At 53.2% G+C, this 21754-nt stretch carries 21 protein-coding genes and 1 tRNA gene; 12 read left to right on the top strand and 10 right to left on the bottom strand.

Annotated elements, in window-relative coordinates:
- Positions 1–240: 240 nt before the first annotated feature.
- From FDX04_RS01280 to FDX04_RS01265, 4 genes are all read right to left on the bottom strand, one after another.
- Positions 241–317: transfer RNA gene (locus tag FDX04_RS01280), tRNA-Pro, on the bottom strand.
- A gap of 92 nt (positions 318–409) precedes the next feature.
- Positions 410–2104, bottom strand: coding sequence for a kdo(2)-lipid A phosphoethanolamine 7''-transferase (gene eptB / locus FDX04_RS01275; RefSeq protein ID WP_137361647.1), 1695 nt, complete (start codon positions 2102–2104; stop codon positions 410–412).
- Positions 2105–2315: 211 nt separating this feature from the next.
- On the bottom strand, positions 2316–3518 hold the full coding sequence (locus FDX04_RS01270; protein ID WP_042311707.1) for an MFS transporter: 1203 nt from the start codon (positions 3516–3518) through the stop codon (positions 2316–2318).
- A gap of 251 nt (positions 3519–3769) precedes the next feature.
- The gene (locus tag FDX04_RS01265) at positions 3770–4471 is read right to left on the bottom strand and encodes an autotransporter outer membrane beta-barrel domain-containing protein (RefSeq protein ID WP_137361648.1); all 702 of its coding nucleotides are present in this window, start codon (positions 4469–4471) and stop codon (positions 3770–3772) included.
- 159 nt (positions 4472–4630) lie between these two features.
- Between FDX04_RS01265 and tag the strand changes: the two genes are divergently transcribed.
- Together tag and FDX04_RS01255 are read left to right on the top strand one after the other, a co-directional pair.
- A complete protein-coding gene (gene tag / locus FDX04_RS01260) occupies positions 4631–5200 on the top strand; it encodes a DNA-3-methyladenine glycosylase I (protein ID WP_137349103.1) in 570 nt (189 codons plus the stop codon).
- Positions 5190–5630 carry an N-acetyltransferase gene (locus FDX04_RS01255; protein WP_042311700.1) on the top strand — a complete coding sequence of 147 codons (441 nt, stop codon included), beginning with the start codon at positions 5190–5192 and terminating at the stop codon, positions 5628–5630. Before tag ends, FDX04_RS01255 begins: the two co-directional genes overlap by 11 nt.
- On the opposite strand, the gene FDX04_RS01250 is transcribed toward FDX04_RS01255, so the two are convergent.
- Positions 5599–7932, bottom strand: a complete 2334-nt coding sequence (locus tag FDX04_RS01250) for a molybdopterin guanine dinucleotide-containing S/N-oxide reductase (protein ID WP_137361649.1) — start codon at positions 7930–7932, stop codon at positions 5599–5601. The genes FDX04_RS01255 and FDX04_RS01250 overlap by 32 nt on opposite strands.
- Before the next feature lie 159 nt (positions 7933–8091).
- Between FDX04_RS01250 and FDX04_RS01245 the strand changes: the two genes are divergently transcribed.
- The 6 genes from FDX04_RS01245 to ghrB all read left to right on the top strand — a co-directional run bounded on the left by FDX04_RS01245 (position 8092) and on the right by ghrB (position 13988).
- Positions 8092–8754 carry an OmpA family lipoprotein gene (locus FDX04_RS01245; protein WP_003827397.1) on the top strand — a complete coding sequence of 221 codons (663 nt, stop codon included), beginning with the start codon at positions 8092–8094 and terminating at the stop codon, positions 8752–8754.
- Positions 8755–8855: 101 nt separating this feature from the next.
- Complete coding sequence (locus FDX04_RS01240; RefSeq protein WP_061380947.1) at positions 8856–9872, top strand: LacI family DNA-binding transcriptional regulator; 1017 nt, start codon at positions 8856–8858, stop codon at positions 9870–9872.
- 100 nt (positions 9873–9972) lie between these two features.
- Positions 9973–10704: a sugar phosphate isomerase/epimerase gene (locus FDX04_RS01235; RefSeq protein WP_137370353.1), complete on the top strand. Its 732-nt coding sequence runs from the start codon at positions 9973–9975 to the stop codon at positions 10702–10704.
- Between the two features lie 3 nt (positions 10705–10707).
- Positions 10708–11646, top strand: a complete 939-nt coding sequence (locus FDX04_RS01230; protein WP_137361651.1) for a sugar kinase — start codon at positions 10708–10710, stop codon at positions 11644–11646.
- A gap of 64 nt (positions 11647–11710) precedes the next feature.
- Positions 11711–12991 (top strand): MFS transporter, encoded by a 1281-nt coding sequence (locus FDX04_RS01225; RefSeq protein WP_042311692.1) that lies wholly within the window; start codon positions 11711–11713, stop codon positions 12989–12991.
- Between the two features lie 22 nt (positions 12992–13013).
- On the top strand, positions 13014–13988 hold the full coding sequence (ghrB, locus tag FDX04_RS01220) for a glyoxylate/hydroxypyruvate reductase GhrB (RefSeq protein WP_137370352.1): 975 nt from the start codon (positions 13014–13016) through the stop codon (positions 13986–13988).
- A 57-nt stretch (positions 13989–14045) separates the two neighbouring features.
- On the opposite strand, the gene FDX04_RS01215 is transcribed toward ghrB, so the two are convergent.
- Positions 14046–14756, bottom strand: coding sequence for a DUF3053 domain-containing protein (locus tag FDX04_RS01215; protein WP_042311688.1), 711 nt, complete (start codon positions 14754–14756; stop codon positions 14046–14048).
- Positions 14757–15136: 380 nt separating this feature from the next.
- Here FDX04_RS01215 and FDX04_RS01210 point away from each other — a divergent pair, with 380 nt between their 5' ends.
- The 3 genes from FDX04_RS01210 to cueP all read left to right on the top strand — a co-directional run bounded on the left by FDX04_RS01210 (position 15137) and on the right by cueP (position 16647).
- Complete coding sequence (locus FDX04_RS01210) at positions 15137–15427, top strand: HTH-type transcriptional regulator (RefSeq protein WP_003024273.1); 291 nt, start codon at positions 15137–15139, stop codon at positions 15425–15427.
- Positions 15428–15707: 280 nt separating this feature from the next.
- Positions 15708–15920 carry an RNA chaperone/antiterminator CspA gene (gene cspA / locus FDX04_RS01205; protein WP_000014594.1) on the top strand — a complete coding sequence of 71 codons (213 nt, stop codon included), beginning with the start codon at positions 15708–15710 and terminating at the stop codon, positions 15918–15920.
- A 187-nt stretch (positions 15921–16107) separates the two neighbouring features.
- A complete protein-coding gene (gene cueP, locus FDX04_RS01200) occupies positions 16108–16647 on the top strand; it encodes a copper-binding periplasmic metallochaperone CueP (RefSeq protein ID WP_137361653.1) in 540 nt (179 codons plus the stop codon).
- 66 nt (positions 16648–16713) lie between these two features.
- On the opposite strand, the gene glyS is transcribed toward cueP, so the two are convergent.
- The 3 genes from glyS to FDX04_RS01185 all read right to left on the bottom strand — a co-directional run bounded on the left by glyS (position 16714) and on the right by FDX04_RS01185 (position 20108).
- The gene (gene glyS / locus FDX04_RS01195) at positions 16714–18783 is read right to left on the bottom strand and encodes a glycine--tRNA ligase subunit beta (protein ID WP_061380943.1); all 2070 of its coding nucleotides are present in this window, start codon (positions 18781–18783) and stop codon (positions 16714–16716) included.
- Between the two features lie 9 nt (positions 18784–18792).
- On the bottom strand, positions 18793–19704 hold the full coding sequence (gene glyQ, locus FDX04_RS01190; RefSeq protein WP_001168551.1) for a glycine--tRNA ligase subunit alpha: 912 nt from the start codon (positions 19702–19704) through the stop codon (positions 18793–18795).
- Between the two features lie 95 nt (positions 19705–19799).
- Entirely contained in the window at positions 19800–20108 is a 309-nt protein-coding gene (locus FDX04_RS01185; protein ID WP_137349107.1) for a YsaB family lipoprotein, read from the bottom strand.
- Between the two features lie 172 nt (positions 20109–20280).
- On the opposite strand from FDX04_RS01185, the gene FDX04_RS01180 reads away from it, so the two are divergent.
- Complete coding sequence (locus FDX04_RS01180) at positions 20281–21276, top strand: acyltransferase (RefSeq protein WP_137370351.1); 996 nt, start codon at positions 20281–20283, stop codon at positions 21274–21276.
- Here the strand turns inward: FDX04_RS01180 and yiaB are convergent.
- A complete protein-coding gene (gene yiaB / locus FDX04_RS01175; protein WP_137361655.1) occupies positions 21273–21638 on the bottom strand; it encodes an inner membrane protein YiaB in 366 nt (121 codons plus the stop codon). The genes FDX04_RS01180 and yiaB overlap by 4 nt on opposite strands.
- Positions 21639–21754 lie beyond the last annotated feature (116 nt).

Raw genomic sequence — 21754 nt, 5'->3', positions numbered from 1 at the left:
AAAAAGGCAATGGAATATGTCACAGAATCGTTAACAGTCAGTGGGAAGTGGCGCACAATTTTTGTAGGCAAAATGAAGGTCAAAGGTGGGGTTGGAATAACGCCTTACACGCCGGGATGAAACTAAGCCTGTAGGCCGGATAAGGCACCTGCGACGCCATCCGGCGATGCCTCCCGAATTGCCTGATGGCGCAGGCCTACAAATGCAAAAAACCCTGCTCGTTGAGCAGGGTTTTGAATTTGGTCGGTGATAGAGGATTCGAACCTCCGACCCCTTCGTCCCGAACGAAGTGCGCTACCAGGCTGCGCCAATCACCGAATGCGGGGCGCATCTTACTGCTCAGCAGCGCGCCCGTCAATCCCTTAGCATCAAAATGCCATTTGATCGGCGAGAAAGTCAGCAGCCTTCGTTACTGGGCTGCAACCTTCTTCGCGTCCGGAATACGGCACCAGTTGTTATTTTCGTTAATACCGCCATTTGGCGAGGTATAACCGAGGCAACCTAAAATAGTGTCGTATAGCTCCACATGACGACGCGGCACCTTCATATCAGCTTCTTGCTTCAGATGCGCGAACGCCTTCGCATGGTCGGGATCTTCCAGATACTTGTCAGACATCCACACCAGCATAGGAACGCGGAACTGTTCTGGCGGCGCCATTTTACGTGGCGTCCCGTGCAGGTGCTCACGCTCGTTAATCGACTCACCGTGATCGGCGGCGTAGAACACTATCGCTTTCTTATCGCGCAGCTGATCAAACACTTGCGTAATAAAGTGATCCACATAGGTTACCGAGTTATCGAATGAGTTGATCATCTCAGCTTTTGAGCAGCCGCTATCAACATTGACGCATTCCGGCTTCCACTGTGCATATTCACGGGTGTAGCGCTGCGTATAGTTAAAATGCGAGCCTTTGGTATGCAGAATAATCAGGTGCTTACTACCGTCATCGTTCTGCTGCAGAGACTGCTGCATCTCGGGAATCAACAGCATGTCATCAACGTTTTTGCCACGGTTACGCGGCTCAGCGCCGATCTGCTCACGGTAGGAGATGTTCTCCGCCATGGTATTACTGTAAAACCACATCTCGCTTTGCATTGCGTAAAGGTCTGTCTTGAACCCTAACTGAGTAAGCACGGCAAAAACGTTTTGTTCTTTGAGGGTTCGCTGCGGATTTTCTTCCGCCCCACCTTCACGGACAAACATGCAGCGCAGAGAAAGTTTGGTCGCCGTATCACAGGAATATCCCCGGAACGCGGCCAGATTTTTCTCCTGGGCGAGCCTTGGCGTGGTATTTCGCTCGTAGCCAAAAATCCCCATATGATCCCAGCGGGTGGTTTCGCCGATGATAAACACCACCCAGGTGTCGTCGAGGTTCTTCGGCGCAACATAGGTAAACTTTTTGGCCGGGTTCATCAGCGATTTGTTATCTGAAGACTCATCCACCTGCGCCCAGGCGTACAGGCCCAACGCCGAGAGCCAGTTTGACGGTAAATAAGAGTTCGCCACAACCCCGCCATAGCTGGGTAGATCGATGCCGGTTTCCCGTTCAACGCTTCTCTGTTGCATACTCAACAGGCGAATCGGCACCCACACCATCAGACCTGCCAGTAACACCACCGCCACGCTACGCCATCTCATGCCCGGCGTACGAATCTGTCTCATCAGGGTATAGCGGCAGCGGTTACTCCAGATCAACACCAATGGGATAATACTGACCGAAACCAGCCACACGATGAAATGCCAGCCAACCACTTCTTTCGATAAATCAATATCCGTGGTCATGACGGAGGCAATAATACCGTAGCCAATAACCACGTTCAGGAAGGTCATATAATAGCTGGCGCCGGCAGAACACAGCACCACAAAGGTGGCCAGCACACGCCAGGCCCGTCGACCGAATAAAGAGAGAAGCCGTAATAAAAAGAAGGTCACCAGCACAGTGCCGGCTAATTCAACAACCGCAGAGAGTCCTTTCCAGACGGTGAATTCGTGCGCATATCCGCTAAAACGACGGAAAAATACAGCACAGTTCATAAACAAACCGATATAGATTGCCAGCAAGAAACTGAGTTTCTGCTGCGTCATCGACTTAATGTATCTCATGCAAACAAACCCTGGGGATCGGGATAAAAACTCCCTGCGCAGCGGCCAAACAGACTTTACAGGGGAAAAATGCGACAACAGCAGAGGTGAAATATCTACGGGCGCGGGTAAGTAGACCACAGGAGGGAAGAAAAGTGCTTATAGAGAATGCAAATGGCGCATATATTTTTGTAAATATATGCGCCAGGTATTAATCAGACCACTAATAGATTTAGGCGTGCGCCTCGGTATATACGCTACGTTGTGGCTGGCGAATAGTGGTAGAAAGTGCCAGCGAGATGATTAACAGCGCAAAGATAACGCAGAAGGTCACATAGAATCCGCCAAACAGCGAGGCGATAATGGAACCACAAATACTGCCGATACCGAAGCCCAGGTAAATAACCCCGTAGTTTTTAGCCAGGTTATTGAGGCCAAAGAACTCACTCACCAGTGACGGGAACACGGTGATGGTGCCGCCAAAGTTAAATGCCACACAAGCAATTGCCGCAAAGAAAGTAACGTCATTGAGCGGGGCGAAGAGCAGCGCCGCCATACCGACCAGCGAAACTACCTGACCAATGGTGATAACACGAATACGAGAGATTTTGTCGGACAGAATACCCAGAACCAGACGGCCTGACAGGTTAGCGATGGAGATGACGGTCACCGCATTTGCCGCCGTGGCAACATCCATATGCGCCAGGCTCTGCGCAATATCTTTCGCCACGCCAATTACATACAGCCCGCTCATACACGCAGTGAGGAACATCACGGCCAGCATCCAGTACTGTGGTTTACGCATGGACTGCGCCAGGCTGTAGTCGTTCTCGACCACACCATTTTTCGCCTTCACTTCCTGATTCGGCGCATCTTTCATCAGCATGGAGCCAAAGACGATCATCACCAGCACAATTGCGCCCCAGATCATAAAGGTTTTTTCCAGACCCACGGTGCTAAGCAGTTGGCTGTCGATAAATTTAAAACCGAGGCTACCCAGGCCATAAGAGCCGATAGCAAAGGCGGAAATCAGCCCCTTACGCTCAGGGAACCATTTTACGCAGTTGGAAAGGGTTAACAGGTATCCGGCACCATCCGCCAGACCGACCAGTACACCGGCACTCAACCACAGCATAATCAGGCTGTCAGAGTGGGCGGTTAAGAAGAAGCCGACGCCCAGTAAGATACCGGAGGCCATGGTGACGCGCTTCACGCCAAAACGTTCTTGCAGCTTCCCGGCGACGGAAGAAGAAATCGCCAGCCCCAGGCTCAGTAAACCAAAGGAAAACGCAACCTGGCTCACCGGTGCGTCAAGTTTAGAAGAGAGTGCGCCGTTAAACAGGCTCCAGGTATAAACAGAACCTAAGGCAAATTGGGTAATGATGGTGCCGATCAGTGTCAGCCAACGGGTACGCTGATAATCAGTAGTTTTCATGGCAGTCTTCCTGCATAAGCAAAATGGGAAATTCTCTGCCAACAACCATACCGAAGCGCCATTTATACCAGGAAAAAACGGCATGAAATGCCGTCAGAACGGAATGAAATGCCTGGATTGCGGAATGAATGACGAGACAAAAAGTTGGGATACTGAATTTTACCGCATGTGTTAGTACACGCTATCGCTGGAAAGCGTGTGATTGTTGATCTCAATATGTAACTGAGATGTAGAAACGATGATTGCTTTCGTTAAAATTTGGCACTAACACCCATGGTGTACATATAGTCGCTGTTGTTGGTACTGTTTTCTGCCTGAGAAAGTGCGGCGTAAGCCGCCATATGTGGATTCAACAGCATATCTGCGCCGACGGTGACATCCAGCCAGTTACCATCCTGTCCTGCTGTCGTCATGCGGCTGAGACCCGACTGCGCCTTCCAGATATTCTCGCCAAACTGTTGGTTATAGCTGATTTGCGCCCAGGGACGCACATCACCGAACTGCGAATTGACTCGCCAGCCTAACGTGCTGACGCTGGCATGCCACATCGGATCGGTCGGTGTTATTGAGGTCGCGCTATCACCAAACTCGTTGTAGGTAGACGTGGTCGAGCCGTCATAATGTAAGGCGGCGACCGGTCCGGTTGTTACCTGCCTGGAAAGAGGAAAGTTCCAGCCCATACTCATGCCGCTGGTCGTATCCATCAGCGTCTGATCGGCCAGATTCACCACCGGCCCCGCCACGTTCTGCGTAGAACGAATTCGTTCCTCCAGAATGTCGTTATAACGTGGTTGGTGATCGCTGTCCCATGTATAACGTTCAGCCGTATGCCCTGACATCGCATCAACGATATATTCTTGTTGCCAGCCATATGCTGTATTGATGGACAGCGCACAAACTACGACGCTCGCCAGAGTTAACCTTTGGCGACCACTACTGTTTCTTATAATCATCAACGCGACTCCAGAAAAGAGCCGAATTCGGCGATATTATTGTCATTGTGTGTAGGAAATCGGGGCCATCAGGCCCTGTATTAAATATTGTCTTTTTAGCTGGCGCGTCAAGGCGGGCCGAATGAAATTTTTACGCCAGTAAAAACAGCGAGGAAGAATATGCAGCGTTGCGGATGGGTCAGCCAGGACCCACTTTACATTGCCTATCACGACAAGGAATGGGGCGTCCCCGAAACCGATGGCAAGAAGCTGTTCGAAATGATCTGCCTGGAAGGCCAGCAGGCGGGATTATCATGGATCACCGTACTGAAGAAACGAGAAAATTATCGCCACGCCTTCCACCATTTTGATCCGGAAAAAGTGGCAGCCATGACCGAAGAGGATGTGGAAAGGCTGGTACAGGATGCCGGCATTATTCGCCATCGCGGAAAAATTCAGGCCATTATCGGTAACGCTCGCGCATTTCTGGCCATGGCGCAAAACGGTGAATCGTTTAGCGAGTTCGTCTGGTCATTTGTTGATAACCAACCGCAAGTGACCCGCGCCGCCAACCTGAGCGATATCCCCACCTCAACGCCTGCGTCAGATGCGCTGTCTAAGGCGTTAAAAAAACGCGGGTTTAAGTTTGTCGGCACCACCATCTGCTACTCCTTTATGCAGGCCTGTGGTCTGGTCAACGACCATATCACCAGTTGCATCTGTTACCCAGGGGCACAACATGATTCGTGAATCTAAAGCTGACGATCTGCCGTCAATTCTGGCGCTGTGGATGGAAAGCACGATCCATGCCCACCCGTTTATCGACGAACGCTACTGGCGCGAAAGTGAACCCATCGTGCGTGATGTATACCTGCCCGCCGCGCAAACCTGGGTGTGGGAAGAAGAAGGTGTACTCAAAGGCTTTGTCAGCGTGATTGACGAACGCTTCCTTGGCGCGTTGTTTGTCGCGCCAGCGGCCATCAGAAGCGGAATTGGTACAGCGCTGGTGCAGCATGTGCAGCAGCGCTTTTCTCTACTCAGCCTGGAGGTCTACCAGAAGAATCAGTCAGCGGTAAACTTCTACCATGCGCTGGGTTTTCGCATTGAAGACGGCGCATGGCAGGAAGAAACTCACCACCCCACGTGGATTATGGGCTGGCAGGCGGATCAAACGCCGTAAGCGTCAGGGCGGGTCCATTGTATTTTTCGATCCACGCCAGGGCAGTGTTGCCCGCGCAGCCATTCCCCAGCTTCGAACTGGGGAGATCTTTGGTCAGCACGTTGACGGCGCCATTTTTACAAATACCACCGGCAGTGAGATCCAAATCAGGCCAGGCGCCTTCATGAATGCAGATGACGCCAGGTTTAATCCCTGTCGTCACGACTGCACCCGCCAGAACGTGCCCACGCGGGTTCCACACCCTCACCGTGTCGCCATCCTTAATACCACGTGCGTTGGCGTCCTGCGGATGGATCGTAACGGGCTCACGATCCGCCACCGCATACTGCTCACGCAACGCACTGTAATTCAACTGGCTGTGCAAACGGTGCGCCGGATGGGCGGAAAGCAGCTGTAACTGACCCGGCTCGGCGTTACCAAACCACTCATCAGGTTCCAGCCACATCGGGTGTCCAGCACAATCCGCATAGCCGTAACCAGCAATCTTCGCGGAGTAGATTTCAATTTTTCCGCTGTCCGTTTTCAGCGGATGCGCCTGTGGATCGCAGCGAAAATCCGCAAACCGAATAAAGTGCGCGCTGGCGGGGTTTTCCGGCATTTCGATCAGGGCGTTGCGCTGCCAAAACTCGGTGAAGGACGGCAGTGTGACCTGCTGGCTGGCCCCGCGCTGCCCGGCGATATTGTAAAAGGTCTCCAGCCACGCCAGCTCGCTTTTACCTTCGGTGAATCGTTCATAGCCGCCCCTTTCCCAGCGCTCGCTCAGCTCGGCAAAGACATCAAAATCATTGCGCGCCTCATGCTGCGGCGGCACAACCTGCTTCATCGGTACCAGGTGCTGGTTGCTGTAATCACCCGTCATGGTGAGATCGTTGCGCTCAAACGACGTGGTCGCCGGTAATACGATATCGGCATGCTTCGCGGCGGCGGTCCAGAAACACTCCGAGATAACCACCAGCTCCGGTTTTTGCCAGGCACGAATCAGACGGTTGGTGTCCTGGTGATGTGTAAAGTTGGCCCCGCCGGCCCACCACAACATGCGGATGTCCGGGAAATGTCGGTCCATTCCGTTGTGCTGGTAAAAGCCTCCGGGGTTCTCCAGCGCTTCGACAATTCGCGCCACCGGGATTTTATCCACCGCATCGGTACCGCCTTTCACGCTGCCCTGCATCGAAGCCAATACTGCGGCGCGACGCGTTGGATTCCCACCGTTGGCAAAATGATACGACAGCCCAAAGCCTCCGCCTGGCGTGCCGATTTGCCCGAGCATGGCGGCCAGGGTGACAATCATCCAGTGTTTTTGTTCGCCATACTGCTGGCGCTGCATTCCCCATCCGGCCATCAGCATGGTGGTATTTTGGTGGAATATCGCCGCCAGTTCACGTATTTTTGCCGCAGTTATCCCACAAATTTCAGCAGCCCACTCTGCCGTTTTTGCGACATTGTCAGTTTTACCCAGCAGATAGTCGGCAAACCGCTCATAACCAGTGGTACAACGGGCGAGAAAGTCTTCGTCGTGCCAGCCGTTTTCCACCAGCGTATACGCGATGCCCAGCATCAGCGCCACGTCGGTACCCATATGCGGGGCGATCCATTCCATCTTATCGCCAAAGAAATCCACGCTTTCCGATCGCATCGGATCGATACAGATCAAACGTTTGCCGCTATCACGCAATGCCTCAAAGTAAGCAAGACCCTGTTCGTCGGAAGCATTCCAGGCAATCTTCAGGGTATTCAGCGGATTGGCGCTCCATAACACCACCACATCGCTGTGTTCCAACACGACGGGCCAGCTGGTCTGCTGCTGGTAAACTTCGTTGCCGCCCACCACGTACGGCATGATGGCCTGCGCGGCGCCCGTGGAGTAATCCCCCAGATGCCCGGTATAACCGCCCGCCAGTGCCATATAACGTTGTAACAGGGTCGCGGCTTTGTGTAACACGCCGTTGGAGCGCCAGCCGTAGGAACCAGCAAAAATCGAGGCCGGGCCATAGCTGTCACGGATACGTTTATGCTGCGTATGGATAAGCGTCAGCGCGTCATCCCAACTGACGCGAACAAACTCATCCTGCCCGCGCACGCCCTGTGGGCTTTCCGGCGAGGCGAGGAAGCCTTTACGTACCATCGGAAAACGTACCCGCGTTTTACTGTGTACCTGGTCACGCACCACGGTTTGCAAAGAGTTGGGATGAGTGGTGGGCAACGCGCCACGGGAGGAGAAAACGGTCTCGCCATCGGTTTCGACGAGAATAGGTCCCCAGTGGGCAGCGGTTAACACCGAGTAGTGTGCGGGTGAATTAGCCAAGATGGCGCTCCTGAATACGATGTGGCGGCTTATTTATTCTGCCGTTCAATGTTACTTACAAATTTCAGAGTCTTCCCTGGAATTTTCTTCATGTTCACACGTCATAATCAACCGCCACCGTCGCTGTGGCAAAGAAGAATAAGTCATTAAGGAATTGAGATGAAGAAACGTGTTTTTGTTATTGCTGCCATCGTGAGCGGCGCCCTGGCGGTTTCTGGCTGCACAACAAACCCTTACACCGGCGAACGCGAAGCGGGTAAATCCGGCATTGGCGCAGGCATTGGCTCTCTGGTCGGCGCGGGTATTGGCGCACTCTCTTCTTCGAAGAAAGATCGTGGCAAGGGCGCACTGATTGGCGCAGCAGCTGGCGCGGCTGTTGGCGGTGGTATCGGCTATTACATGGACGTGCAGGAAGCAAAACTGCGCGAAAAAATGCAGGGAACCGGCGTCAGCGTGACGCGTAGTGGCGATAACATCATTCTGAACATGCCAAACAACGTCACCTTCGACAGCAGCAGTGCCAACCTGAAACCTGCCGGGGCTAACACACTGACCGGCGTGGCCATGGTTCTGAAAGAGTACAATAAAACCGCGGTTAACGTGCTGGGCTTCACCGACAGCACCGGCAGCCAGGATCTGAATATGCGCCTGTCACAGCAGCGCGCGGACTCCGTCGCCAGCGCCTTGATCACTCAAGGCGTCGCCGCTAACCGTATCCGCACTCAGGGTATGGGTCCGGCAAATCCAATCGCCAGCAACAGCACGGCGGAAGGTAAAGCGCAGAACCGCCGCGTAGAGATTACCTTAAGCCCGATCCAGTAACGTTTTGAGCCGGAGACAGGCTGCGCCCGATCCGGCATGAAGCACTTGCCATCGTTGATTTTCGCGTTAAGGTGTTGTCACCAAATTCAGGGAAATCAGCGATGAGCAAATCAACACGGGCAACCATCAGCGATGTGGCGAAGGCCGCAAAAACCGGCAAGACCAGCATTTCACGTTACCTCAACGGTGAAAAGCACCTGCTATCCGACGCGCTGCTGGCCCGCATTGAACAAGCCATTGCCGATCTCGACTACCGACCCAGCCTGATGGCACGCGGCCTGAAACACGGTCGCACCCGCCTGATTGGCCTGATCATCGCAGATATTACCAATCCCTACTCTGTCAACGTATTAAGCGGAATTGAAGCCGCCTGCCGCGATAAAGGCTTCACCCCGCTGGTATGTAACACCAATAACGAAGTGGATCAGGAGTTGCACTATCTTGACCTGTTGCGCAGTTACCAGGTCGAAGGGATTGTGGTCAACGCCGTTGGGATGCGGGAAGAGGGGCTGAACCGCCTGCAACAGTCTGCGCTGCCGATGGTGCTGATTGATCGTAAAATTCCTGATTTCGCCTGCGATATGGTCGGGCTGGATAACACCCAGGCCGCAACGGTTGCTACGGAACACCTGCTTGAACAAGGCTTTGAAGCCATTCTGTTTCTCAGCGAACCACTCGGCATGGTGAATACCCGCCGCGAACGTCTGAGCGCCTTTCGCGCCACGCTCGCACGCTATCCCGGCGTTATCGCGCAAAATGCCGAAGTTCCGCTAACGGACAATGCGCAACTGGATGACACGCTGCGCCAGTTCCACCAGCAGCATCGAGGCATGCGCAAAGCCGTTATCTCCGCCAACGGTGCCCTTACGCTACAGGTTGCCCGCGCCCTGAAGCGCATTGGCCTCAACTGGGGCAGCGATATCGGGCTACTTGGTTTTGACGAGCTGGAATGGGCCGAGCTGGCGGGTGTCGGTATTACCACGCTGAAACAACCCACATGGCAGATTGGCTACACCGCTGTGGAACAGGTTGTACGCCGGATCGATGGCGGCTCTGACGCCATTCAGGAACAGGTTTTCTCTGGTGAACTGATCGTGCGCGGCTCTACCGCCCGCTAAATTTCCTTCGTGATGGTGATCATAAATTCGACATCCCAGGCTTTTCTTTGGAACCGGTTCCATCTAGCGTTATAGCAAGAACGCTGGTTATGGAGTTTCCATGAAAAGAAAAATTATGGTGGTCACCGCCGCCTACGGCTATGAGCAGGTCCGCGCTGCGGGTGGACAAACCGCCATGCTGCCCATCATTGCTGAAGCCGGTGCTGACGGCGTCGAAATTCGCCGCGAGATGCTAACTGACGCCGAACTCACCACGCTGTCAACGATGGCCTCAGCGATCGAAATCTTCGGCCTGCTGGCCTGTTATTCAGCGCCTGAGCCGCTGTTCCTTGAGGACGGTAACCTCAACCCCCGTCTTCCGGCGCTATTTGCGGAAGCGCAGACCCTGCAAGCGCTGTGGTTAAAAGTCTCCCTTGGTCATTTTTCCCATACCGAACAGTTCGACGTTTTACGTACATGGCTTGATGACAGCGGGATGGAGCTGGTTGTCGAAAACGATCAGACCGCCTGCGGACGCCTGCAGCCAATGCAGCACTTTAACGAAGCCTGCCAAATGCAAAACCTGCCGATCTCGCTGACCTTTGATATGGGCAACTGGCTGTGGGTTGGCGACTCCCCGGAAGAGGCGGCGAAAACCCTGACGCCAACCGTGGGATACATCCATGTCAAAGCCGCAGTTACACATCGCGACAGCTACCGTGCAGTGCCGCCTGATGCTACCGATCCGCGCTGGCTGGCGCTGTTAAAAACGCTGCCTGACGATGTTCCGCGCGGCATCGAGTTTCCCCTGGAGGTTACCCGCCATTACGTCGAGCTGCTACGCGAGGAGTAACGCATGAAGAATTCACTGGATGTGGTCACTATAGGTGAAGCGATGGCGATGTTTGTCGCCACGCAAACCGGCGACCTGGCGGATGTAGAGCAGTTTATCAAGCGCGTTGCAGGCGCTGAACTCAACGTGGCGACCGGTCTTGCTCGTTTGGGTCTGAATGTAGGCTGGGTAAGCCGCGTAGGTAACGACAGTTTTGGCCGTTTTATTATTAAGTCACTGGAAAAAGAAGGGATTGATGCGCAGGGAGTCACTCAGGACGAGCGCTTCGCTACCGGCTTTCAGCTTAAATCTAAGGTCGAAAATGGAACCGATCCCATTGTGGAATACTTCCGCAAAGGCTCCGCAGCCAGCCATCTCAGTATTGAGGATTACCACGAGGACTATTTTGCCAGCGCGCGTCACTTGCACCTGAGCGGCGTGGCAGCCGCGCTTTCCGCCAGTTCCTGTGAACTTCTGGCGCATACCGCCCGCGCCATGAAAGCTCAGGGGAAAACCATCTCGTTTGACCCGAATTTGCGTCCGGTGCTGTGGAAAAGCGAAGCCGAGATGGTGGAAAAACTGAACCGGCTGGCATTCCAGGCTGACTGGGTTTTGCCTGGTCTAAAAGAGGGAATGATTCTCACCGGACAACAAACACCTGAAGCCATCGCCGACTTTTATCTGCGCCATGGTGTGAAGGCAGTCATTATCAAAACCGGGGCAGATGGCGCCTGGTACAAAACTGCCAGCGGCGAGCATGGCTGCGTCGCACCGGTAAAAGTCGACAACGTGGTTGATACGGTCGGCGCAGGCGATGGCTTTGCCGTGGGCGTGATCAGCGCTCTGCTGGAAGGCCGTTCGCTGCATCAGGCAGTGACCCGCGGCAATAAAATTGGCGCACTGGCCATTCAGGTTCAGGGCGACAGCGAAGGATTACCCACACGTGAACAATTAGGGGAATAAATCCCCGGCCAACTCTGTACCCTACATACAGAGGCGGCGTATCAGCATAACCAGAGGGCAGTCTATGAATAGCTCAACCAATGCAGCAAAACGCTGGTGGTACATCATGCCAATCGTGTTTATCACGTATAGCCTGGCGTACCTTGACCGCGCGAACTTCAGCTTCGCCTCCGCCGCAGGCATTAACGAGGATCTCGGCATTACCAAAGGGATCTCCTCTCTGCTGGGCGCTCTGTTTTTCCTTGGCTATTTCTTCTTCCAGATCCCGGGCGCAATTTACGCCGAGCGCCGCAGCGTACGAAAACTGATTTTCGTCTGCCTGATCCTGTGGGGGGCTTGTGCCTCGTTAACCGGCATGGTCAGCAATATTCCAATGCTTGCCGCCATCCGCTTTATTCTTGGCGTCGTTGAAGCCGCCGTGATGCCGGCAATGCTGATTTACATCAGCAACTGGTTTACGAAATCCGAGCGTTCACGCGCTAACACCTTCTTAATCCTCGGTAACCCGGTTACTGTTTTATGGATGTCCGTCGTTTCCGGTTATCTCATTCAGGCGCTGGGCTGGCGGGAAATGTTCATCATCGAGGGCTTCCCGGCCATCATCTGGGCGTTCTGCTGGTGGGTACTGGTAAAAGACAAACCGTCTCAGGTCGGCTGGCTGTCGGAATCCGAAAAAGCTGCGCTTCAGGCCCAACTGGAACAAGAGCAACAAGGGATCAAAGCCGTGCGTAACTACGGTGAGGCTTTCCGCTCACGTAACGTCATCCTGCTGTGTATGCAGTATTTCGCCTGGAGTATTGGCGTCTACGGGTTTGTGCTGTGGCTGCCGTCCATTATTCGCAACGGCGGCGCAAATCTGGGGATGGTGGAAGTTGGCTGGCTGTCATCCGTACCGTATCTGGCGGCGACGGCAGCGATGATTCTCGTCTCCTGGGCCTCTGATAAACTGCAAAATCGTAAGCTGTTTGTCTGGCCGCTGTTACTGATTGCCGCTTTCGCCTTTATCGGCTCCTGGGCCGTTGGCGCGGATCACTTCTGGCTGTCCTACACGCTGTTAGTCATCGCGGGCGCGGCGATGTATGCCCCATATGGTCCCTTCTTCGCCATCATCCCGGAAATGCTGCCACGCAACGTCGCCGGAGGTGCAATGGCGTTGATTAACAGCATGGGCGCGCTGGGCTCATTCTTTGGTTCCTGGTTTGTCGGCTACCTCAATGGCGCAACCGGCAGCCCATCCGCCTCGTACATTTTTATGGGGGTAGCGCTTTTTGCCTCAGTATGGCTAACTTTAATTGTTAAGCCTGCTAATAATTCCCAAATTCCGGTTGGCGCACGCCACGCTTAAATTTTAACTTACGGAGATTCGCATGAAGCCGTCCATTATTCTCTATAAAGCGTTACCTGACGATTTACTGCATCGCCTGGAAGAGCATTTTACTGTGACTCAGGTGCCTAACCTGCGTCCGGAAACGGTCGCACAGCACGCCGAGGCCTTTGCCAACGCCGAAGGTCTGCTGGGCTCCAGTGAAGCCGTCAATACCGCGCTGTTGGAGAAAATGCCCAGGCTGCGTGCGACATCCACAATATCCGTAGGCTATGACAACTTCGATGTCGATGCCCTCAATGCGCGTAAGGTACTGTTGATGCATACGCCAACCGTGCTCACGGAAACCGTCGCCGATACGGTAATGGCGCTGGTGCTAAGCACCGCTCGCCGCGTGGTGGAAGTTGCCGAACGGGTAAAGGTCGGCGAATGGACCAAAAGTATCGGACCGGACTGGTTTGGTACCGATGTACACCACAAAACGCTGGGGATTGTCGGTATGGGCCGCATTGGGCTGGCGCTGGCGCAACGTGCACATTTCGGCTTTAGCATGCCGATTCTCTATAATGCGCGCCGTCATCATCAGGAAGCAGAAGAACGCTTCAATGCACGTTACTGCGACCTCGATACGCTGTTGCAGGAGTCTGATTTTGTCTGCCTGATCCTGCCGTTAACCGACGAAACGCATCATCTGTTCAGTACCGAGCAGTTTGCTAAAATGAAGTCTTCCGCCATTTTCATTAACGCTGGACGTGGCCCGGTGGTCGATGAAAAAGCGTTGATTAGCGCTCTGCAAAACGGCGACATTCATGCCGCCGGTCTGGATGTATTTGAGCAGGAGCCATTAGCGACAGACTCTCCGCTGCTGTCACTGCCCAACGTGGTGGCCGTGCCGCACATCGGTTCCGCCACGCACGAAACGCGCTATAACATGGCGGCCTGCGCGGTGGATAACTTAATCGATGCGCTGCAAGGAAGAGTGGAGAAGAACTGCGTCAACCCGCAGGTCGCGCAATAAACAAAAGGCCGGGTAGCGCTTACGCTTACCCGGCCTTCTATGTATTACAGCACTCTTTTACTGAGTGGCATTCACCGCAGCAGTCCAGGCTTGAGTAAACGCCTGATGCTGAGCAGCCAACGGGCCAATCAGCGTGTTGTACTGACTTGCCTGTTGTGAAGTTGGGAACTGGATACCGTTGGCGACAAAGCTCACCTGCGTATCCTGCTGCGCCACAAAATCACCGACCTGCACCAGTTGCTGCGTGAAGATTTGCGCGGCAGGGATCAGCGGCTGTAGCGCCTCTGAAGGTGCAGTGACGACTTTATTGTAGACCTGGTCAAAGACCGGCTTGAGATCCTCGCCCTGCTTCAGCGCACCATGCGCAGCATCTGCCTGCAGTTTCGCATTCTGCAACTGTTGCCCTAACACACCCAGTGCGCCATTTGCCTGACGCAGCGGTTCACGCTGAGTCACATAATCCTGAGGAACACGAATCGCATTTACGCTATCAACGACCGGGCGCAGACCGGAGTCCATCGCCTGATTAACCTGTTGAGAATAGCCATACAGAATCGCGTAATCGGACACAAACGGGCCAAACTGTTTTTTCTGATCGGCAGTCAGCGTTGGTAAACGCTCCCCGCTACGCATTGCAGTATTCTGCAGAAAATCGATAAACGCCTTGCGCTGATCGCCTTCTTTATCAAAACACCCACTCAGGCCAACTACCATTAAGAGCGCCAAAACAGGCGCAAACCAGCGAGAGCAGGACTTACCTGTCGCCATTTTAATACTCCTTTCACCCCAAAATGCGCACAACGACACCCGCGTGCCAGACGTTGACAAGGATAGTCCAGGTCAGCCCCGCAAGATACCCTTTCCGCGTAATCTTGTGGGGGAAAATAACCGTTCCCGCCCCCCTTTTTTTTGCTAAACAATGCGCCATTCATTACCCAGGGTCGTATTTTCGTCATCTTTACAATCGGGAGCGATCGTTCGGAGATCGCGACCTTAATCAGTTTGTTAGCCTGTAAAGGCTTGTCGCTCATACTCTGCTGAAACGAATCCATCACGCAAACCTTAGATCCGACTTCATTTTTTCCGACTACTCTTAAGGAGCTTCGATGAAATTCACGATCCCGCTGTGTGATTTATAGGAGTTCTCAATGGAATACAAAGATCCAATGTTTGAACTGCTGAGCAGTCTGGAGCAGATTGTTTTTAAAGATGTATCGCAGACAGTTACTCTGACGCAAAAAACCAACCCTTTCACCGAATTTGAACAGCTACGTCGAGGGACTGGTTTAAAAACAGATGATTTTGCCCGAGTGATGGGCGTGACGGTCGCGATGGTGCATGAATGGGAGTCTAAACGCGTAAAGCCTTCCACTACCGAATTGAAGTTGATGCGCCTGATCCAGGCCGATCCGAGATTAAGTAAGCAATTGATGGACTGAACTATTTTTTAATTTTGCTGAAGAACGGTCCGGTAAAAGGACCGTTCCCTTACGGAGGGTATCCACAAATAAGAAAATAGTAGTTGCATCCACAGGCGTAAAATGAGTTAATGCTCTCAACGGTTTGACGTACAGACCATTACAGCAGTTTAGTAAGGCAAGTCCCTTCAAGAGTTATCATTGATACCCCTCGTAGTGAGCATTTCCTTTACTGTTAAAAAATCTGTAGAGCACGCCATATCGCCGAAAGGCACACTTATTTTTTAAAAGGTAATACACTATGTCCGGTAAAATGACTGGTATCGTAAAATGGTTCAACGCTGATAAAGGTTTCGGCTTCATCACTCCTGACGATGGCTCTAAAGACGTGTTCGTACACTTCTCTGCTATCCAGAACGATGGCTACAAATCTCTGGACGAAGGTCAGAAAGTTTCCTTCACCATCGAAAGCGGCGCTAAAGGCCCGGCAGCTGGCAACGTAACCAGCCTGTAAGCTTAAAAAGCTCAAAATTCTGAATCCCTGCCAAACGGCGGGGATTTTTTTTATCTATATTTCGCAATACATCCCACCGAAACCCGTCTTTGCATTACTTTACCCGCCGTACCTTTGACCTTTCCCTAAGGGCAAGCTTTATAGTGAGCCAGTCTGTATTCCATAATGTTCACAAGGAATTGAAGCTATGTCGAAATCCTCACTGCTGCTGGTTTTAGGTTTGCTCACAACGGGTACTGCATTCGCGGCGACCCCGGAAGCCACTTTTCTGGCGGAACATGGACTCAGCGGTAAATCCGTTGAGCAAATCGTAGAGACTATTGACCAGTCACCACAGAGTCGCCCGTTGCCTTACTCAGCGTCTGTCACCAGCACCGCGCTGAAACTATCTTCTGGCGATCAGGTTTATACCCTGCCGCTCGGTGACAAATTCTACCTGTCATTTGCCCCTTATGAATGGCAAACACATCCTTGCTTCAACCATAGTCTGTCTGGCTGCCAGGGCGAAATGCCGGAGAAGACATTCAATGTCAAAGTGACGGACAGTAAGGGAGAGGTAGTGGTACAAAAAGCGATGAAGAGCGGTCGAAACGGCTTCGTCGGGGTATGGCTACCGCGCAATATGGAAGGCACCATCGCAGTGAGCTACAACGGTAAATCAGCCAAGTATCCCATTAAGACAATGGAAGACAGCCAGACCTGCCTGACTAAGTTGCAGTTGCGATAACAACATAAAAAAATGCCGGATAAGGCGGAGCCGCCATCCGGCATTTTCTACGTCAGCTCAGGGCCGTTACTGCAGCAGCGAAATATCCGCCACGCGCAGGAACAGCTCGCGCAGTTTTTCGAGCATAGACAGACGGTTAATACGCAGATCTTTATCTTCCACGTTAACCATCACTTTCTCAAAGAACGCATCAACCGGTTCACGCAGTGCCGATAGCTCAACCAGCGCTTCCTGGTAATGACCGGCTGCAAAGACAGGCTCCAGCTTGTCGCGCAGCACCACAACCTGCATCGCCAGCGCAATTTCTTCCGGCTCTTTCAGCGTTGCCGCATTCACGCGGTCGTTCAGCGTTTCTTCAGACTTCGCCAGGATGTTTGATACACGCTTGTTCGCCGCAGCCAGCGCGGACGCGGCTTCCAGCGTACGGAAGTGCGATACCGCCTTCATACGCGCGTCGAAATCAGCTGGACGAGTCGGACGACGCGCCAGCACGGCCTGAATGGTATCAACGGTGTAACCCTCGTCCTGATACCATGCGCGGAAGCGACCGAGCATAAAGTCGATAACGTCATCCACGACTTTCGCGTTGGTCAGCTTGTCGCCGTACAGACGAACCGCTTCCTCGGTCAGCGTTTGCAGATCGAGATTCAGGTTCTTCTCAACGATAATACGCAGCACGCCCAGCGCGGCTCGACGCAGCGCAAACGGGTCTTTGTCGCCTTTCGGATGCTGGCCGATACCAAAGATACCCGCCAGGGTGTCCATTTTGTCGGCAATCGCCACGGCACAGGCTACCGGGTTAGACGGCAGGTCATCGCCGGCAAAACGCGGCTGATACTGCTCGTTCAGCGCCACGGCCACATCTTCCGCTTCGCCATCGTGACGCGCATAGTGCATGCCCATCACGCCCTGGGTGTCGGTGAACTCGAAGACCATGTTGGTCATCAGGTCACACTTGGACAGCAGGCCCGCACGCGTTGCGTGGTTCACGTCAGCGCCAATCTGACCAGCAATCCAGCCCGCCAGCGCCTGGATACGATCGGTCTTGTCGCGCAGCGTACCCAGCTGCTGTTGGAACAGCACGGTTTGCAGACGCGGCAGATGATCTTCCAGACGTTTTTTACGGTCGGTATTGAAGAAGAACTCGGCATCCGCCAGGCGCGGGCGCACAACTTTCTCATTACCGGAAATAATCTGGCTCGGATCTTTCGATTCGATGTTGGCAACGAAGATAAAATTCGGCAGCAGTTTGCCGTCGTTGGCGTAAACCGGGAAGTACTTCTGGTCGCCTTTCATGGTGTGAACCAGCGCTTCTGACGGAACCGCGAGGAATTTATCTTCGAACTTCGCGGTCAGCACTACCGGCCATTCTACCAGCGAGGTGACTTCTTCCAGCAGGCTTTCGCTCAGATCGGCGTTACCGCCAATTTTACGCGCCGCTTCTTCTGCATCGGCTTTGATTTTCGCTTTACGTTCAGCGTAATCCGCAATCACTTTACCGCGCTCACGCAGGATTTCTGGGTATTGATCGGCAGAATCGATGGTGAATTCCGCTTCGCCCATAAAGCGATGGCCGCGAATCACACGATCGGACTGAATGCCCAGAATCGTTGCCGGAATCACTTTGTCGCCCAGCAGCAGAGTCACGGTGTGAACCGGACGCACGAAATGGACGTCAGACGCGCCCCAGCGCATCAGTTTCGGGATCGGCAGCTTAGCCAGCGAGGTGGCGATCATGTTCGGCAGCAGCGTTTCAGCGCTTTCGCCTTTCACATGCGCGCGATACAACAACCACTCGCCTTTATCGGTGGTCAGACGCTCGGCCTGGTCAACGGTGATACCGCAGCCACGTGCCCAACCTTCTGCCGCTTTGCTCGGTTTGCCTTCGGCGTCAAACGCCTGAGCAATTGCCGGGCCGCGTTTTTCAACTTCACGGTCAGGTTGCGCTTCAGCCAGGTTCGCGACTTTCAGCGCCAGACGACGCGGTGCGGCGAACCACTCAACGTTGCCGTGCGCGATGCCAGCGTTATCCAGCTCCGCGGTAAAGTTCGCAGCAAAGGACTCAGCCAGGCTGCGCAGTGCTTTTGGTGGCAGCTCTTCAGTGCCGATTTCCACCAGAAAAGTTTTCTCAGACATGGCCGCCTCTTATTTGTCTTTGTTGCACATCGGGAAGCCAAGGGCTTCACGGGAAGCGTAGTAAGCTTCTGCCACTGCTTTGGTCAGGGTGCGAATGCGCAGGATATAGCGCTGACGCTCGGTGACGGAGATGGCTTTACGCGCATCCAGCAGGTTGAAGCTATGGGCGGCTTTCAGAATACGTTCATACGCAGGCAGCGGCAGTGGATTTTCCAGCGCCAGCAACTGCTGCGCTTCTTTCTCGTACTGCTCGAAGCAGGTGAACAGGAAGTCCACGTCGGCATATTCGAAGTTATAGGTGGATTGCTCCACTTCGTTCTGATGGAACACGTCGCCGTAAGTGGTTTTACCCAGCGGGCCGTCGCTCCAGACCAGGTCGTAAACGCTGTCTACGCCCTGAATGTACATGGCCAAACGTTCCAGACCGTAGGTAATTTCCCCGGTCACAGGTTTACATTCCAGACCACCAACCTGCTGGAAGTAGGTGAACTGCGTGACTTCCATACCGTTCAGCCACACTTCCCAACCCAGACCCCAGGCACCCAGCGTCGGGTTCTCCCAGTTATCTTCCACGAAACGGATATCGTGAATGGTCGGGTCCATACCCAGCTCTTTCAGAGAACCCAGGTACAGCTCCTGAATGTTGTCCGGAGACGGCTTAATCACTACCTGGAACTGATAGTAGTGCTGTAAGCGGTTCGGGTTTTCGCCATAGCGGCCGTCGGTCGGACGACGAGAAGGCTGCACATAAGCAGTCGCCATCGGTTCCGGCCCCAGCGCACGCAGGCAGGTCATTGGGTGAGATGTCCCCGCGCCGACTTCCATGTCCAATGGTTGAACGATGGTGCAGCCCTGGCGAGCCCAGTAATCCTGTAAGGTCAGGATCAAGCCCTGGAAGGTCCTGGTATCAAACTTTTGCATATTATTTCGTGCTGGATACGTGTGGATTTAAAGGAAGCGGTCAGTATACCCGCTGGCTGCAAGATATACAGTACGAAACGGGAAAAAGGGGGAACTTAGCGCATGGAAAGGTGCAAAAACTGCCCGTCTGCATCAAAAGAGCAGACAAAACTCTCTTTACGGAAGGTCGAACCACGCATCTCATAGCTGCCCTGGAATTGTTCCAGGCCGGAGATATCAATTTTCTGCGCGCCGATGTTATAAAGTTGTGCCGCCTCATTTTTGCACAGCGACTCCATATCCAGCGAGCGTGTTGCACTGACCTTAACCTTTTGCGCCTTCTGCGCGGGTGCAGACGGCTGTGTGTTGGCGCAGGCTACCAGCATGAGGGTAGCGATCGCGGGAAAGAAATACTTCATCATCATTTTATTACCGCCTGGTTTGCTGGTCAGTCTTATTATTAGTGTCTGGAAACAGATCCTATTTTGAGAATCTCATCAGACCATCTCAAGCTTTAGCGTAAAAACTCAGATTATTCCAGTGAGTTACGTACGCAAAATATCGGTCAGACTTTTTTTAATGGAGACAGAGGAACTGATGCAGCCCAAAATTTTCTGGATTGATAATCTGCGCGGAATAGCTTGTCTCATGGTTGTGATGATCCACACCACGACCTGGTACATCACCAATGCGCACAGCGTCAGCCCGTTGAATTGGGATCTGGCCAATGTGCTCAATTCCGCCTCTCGCGTCAGCGTCCCGCTGTTCTTCATGATTTCGGGCTATCTGTTTTTTGGTGAGCGCAGCGCCAAACCGCGCCATTTCACGCGCATAGCACTGTGTATTCTTTTTTACAGCAGCGTGTCGATGGCCTATATTCTGTTGTTTACCTCGATCAATGCTGAGCTGTCGCTGAAAAACCTGCTGCAAAAACCGGTGTTCTATCACCTGTGGTTTTTCTTCGCCATCGCTGTCATCTACCTGGTTTCCCCGCTGATACAGGTGAAAAATATCAGCGGCAAGATGCTGCTGGCGCTCATGGTAGTGATTGGGGTAATTGCCAATCCCAACACCGTCTCGCAAAAAATTGGCGGTTTTGAGTGGCTTCCCATCAACCTGTACATCAGTGGCGATACCTTCTATTACATCTTGTACGGCATGCTGGGTCGGGCGATTGGCATGATGGATACGCAAAAGCGTACGCTCACCTGGCTCTGTGCGGCGTTGTTCATCACCGCGGTGTTTGTTATTTCTCGGGGCACGTTGCATGAACTGCGCTGGCGCGGCAATTTTGCCGATACCTGGTACCTCTACTGCGGCCCGGCGGTGTTTATTTGTGCCGCCTCTCTCCTGACGCTGGTCAAAAATACGCTCAGCAAGCGCACTCTGCCGATACTGGGCCTTATTTCCCGCCACTCGCTGGGCATATATGGCTTTCATGCGCTGATCATTCACGCGCTGCGCACCAACGGCCTTGAACTCAAAAACTGGCCACCGCTGGACATGCTGTGGATTTTTAGCGCCACGCTGGCGGGTAGCCTGCTGTTGTCCATACTCTTGCAGCGTATCGATACGCGCAGGTTGGTGAGTTAAGACTCACCGTTTTGTTCATTCGGCCCTGGACGCAGGAGTAAAACTTGTCCGGCCAAACACACGAAGAATGCTGCCAGGTATAGCCCCTTTTCGAGGGGCGTTAACGGTATATTCCATATCCCCACCAGCAGTAGCCCCAGCGTTATCAATGCCACCATCTGACACACGGAAGCGAAGCGTTCGTCGTTCTGATTGAGATTTTCAGCACGCTGATAAGCGTACGTCACAAACATTCCCGTCATCAGCGCACCCAGAAAATAGCCTTTGCCGCTTAATAACGGACATGCTCGCCATAAGCCGATAACGTAAATCAGTATGCCAGAGAAAAATAATATCCATGGCAACAGCCTGGTCGTCTTCATTGGGATCTCCTTATCCATCATGGATACAATATGAATAACCCGCTAAAGACAACACAGAAATATGCCACCACACTGGATTTTCAGAATAAATCCATTCGCATCAATTATTTATTGCA

Source organism: Citrobacter sp. wls615 (assembly GCF_005281355.1).
Lineage (GTDB): Bacteria > Pseudomonadota > Gammaproteobacteria > Enterobacterales > Enterobacteriaceae > Citrobacter > Citrobacter werkmanii.
This window is presented reverse-complemented; position numbering and strand designations above follow the sequence as displayed.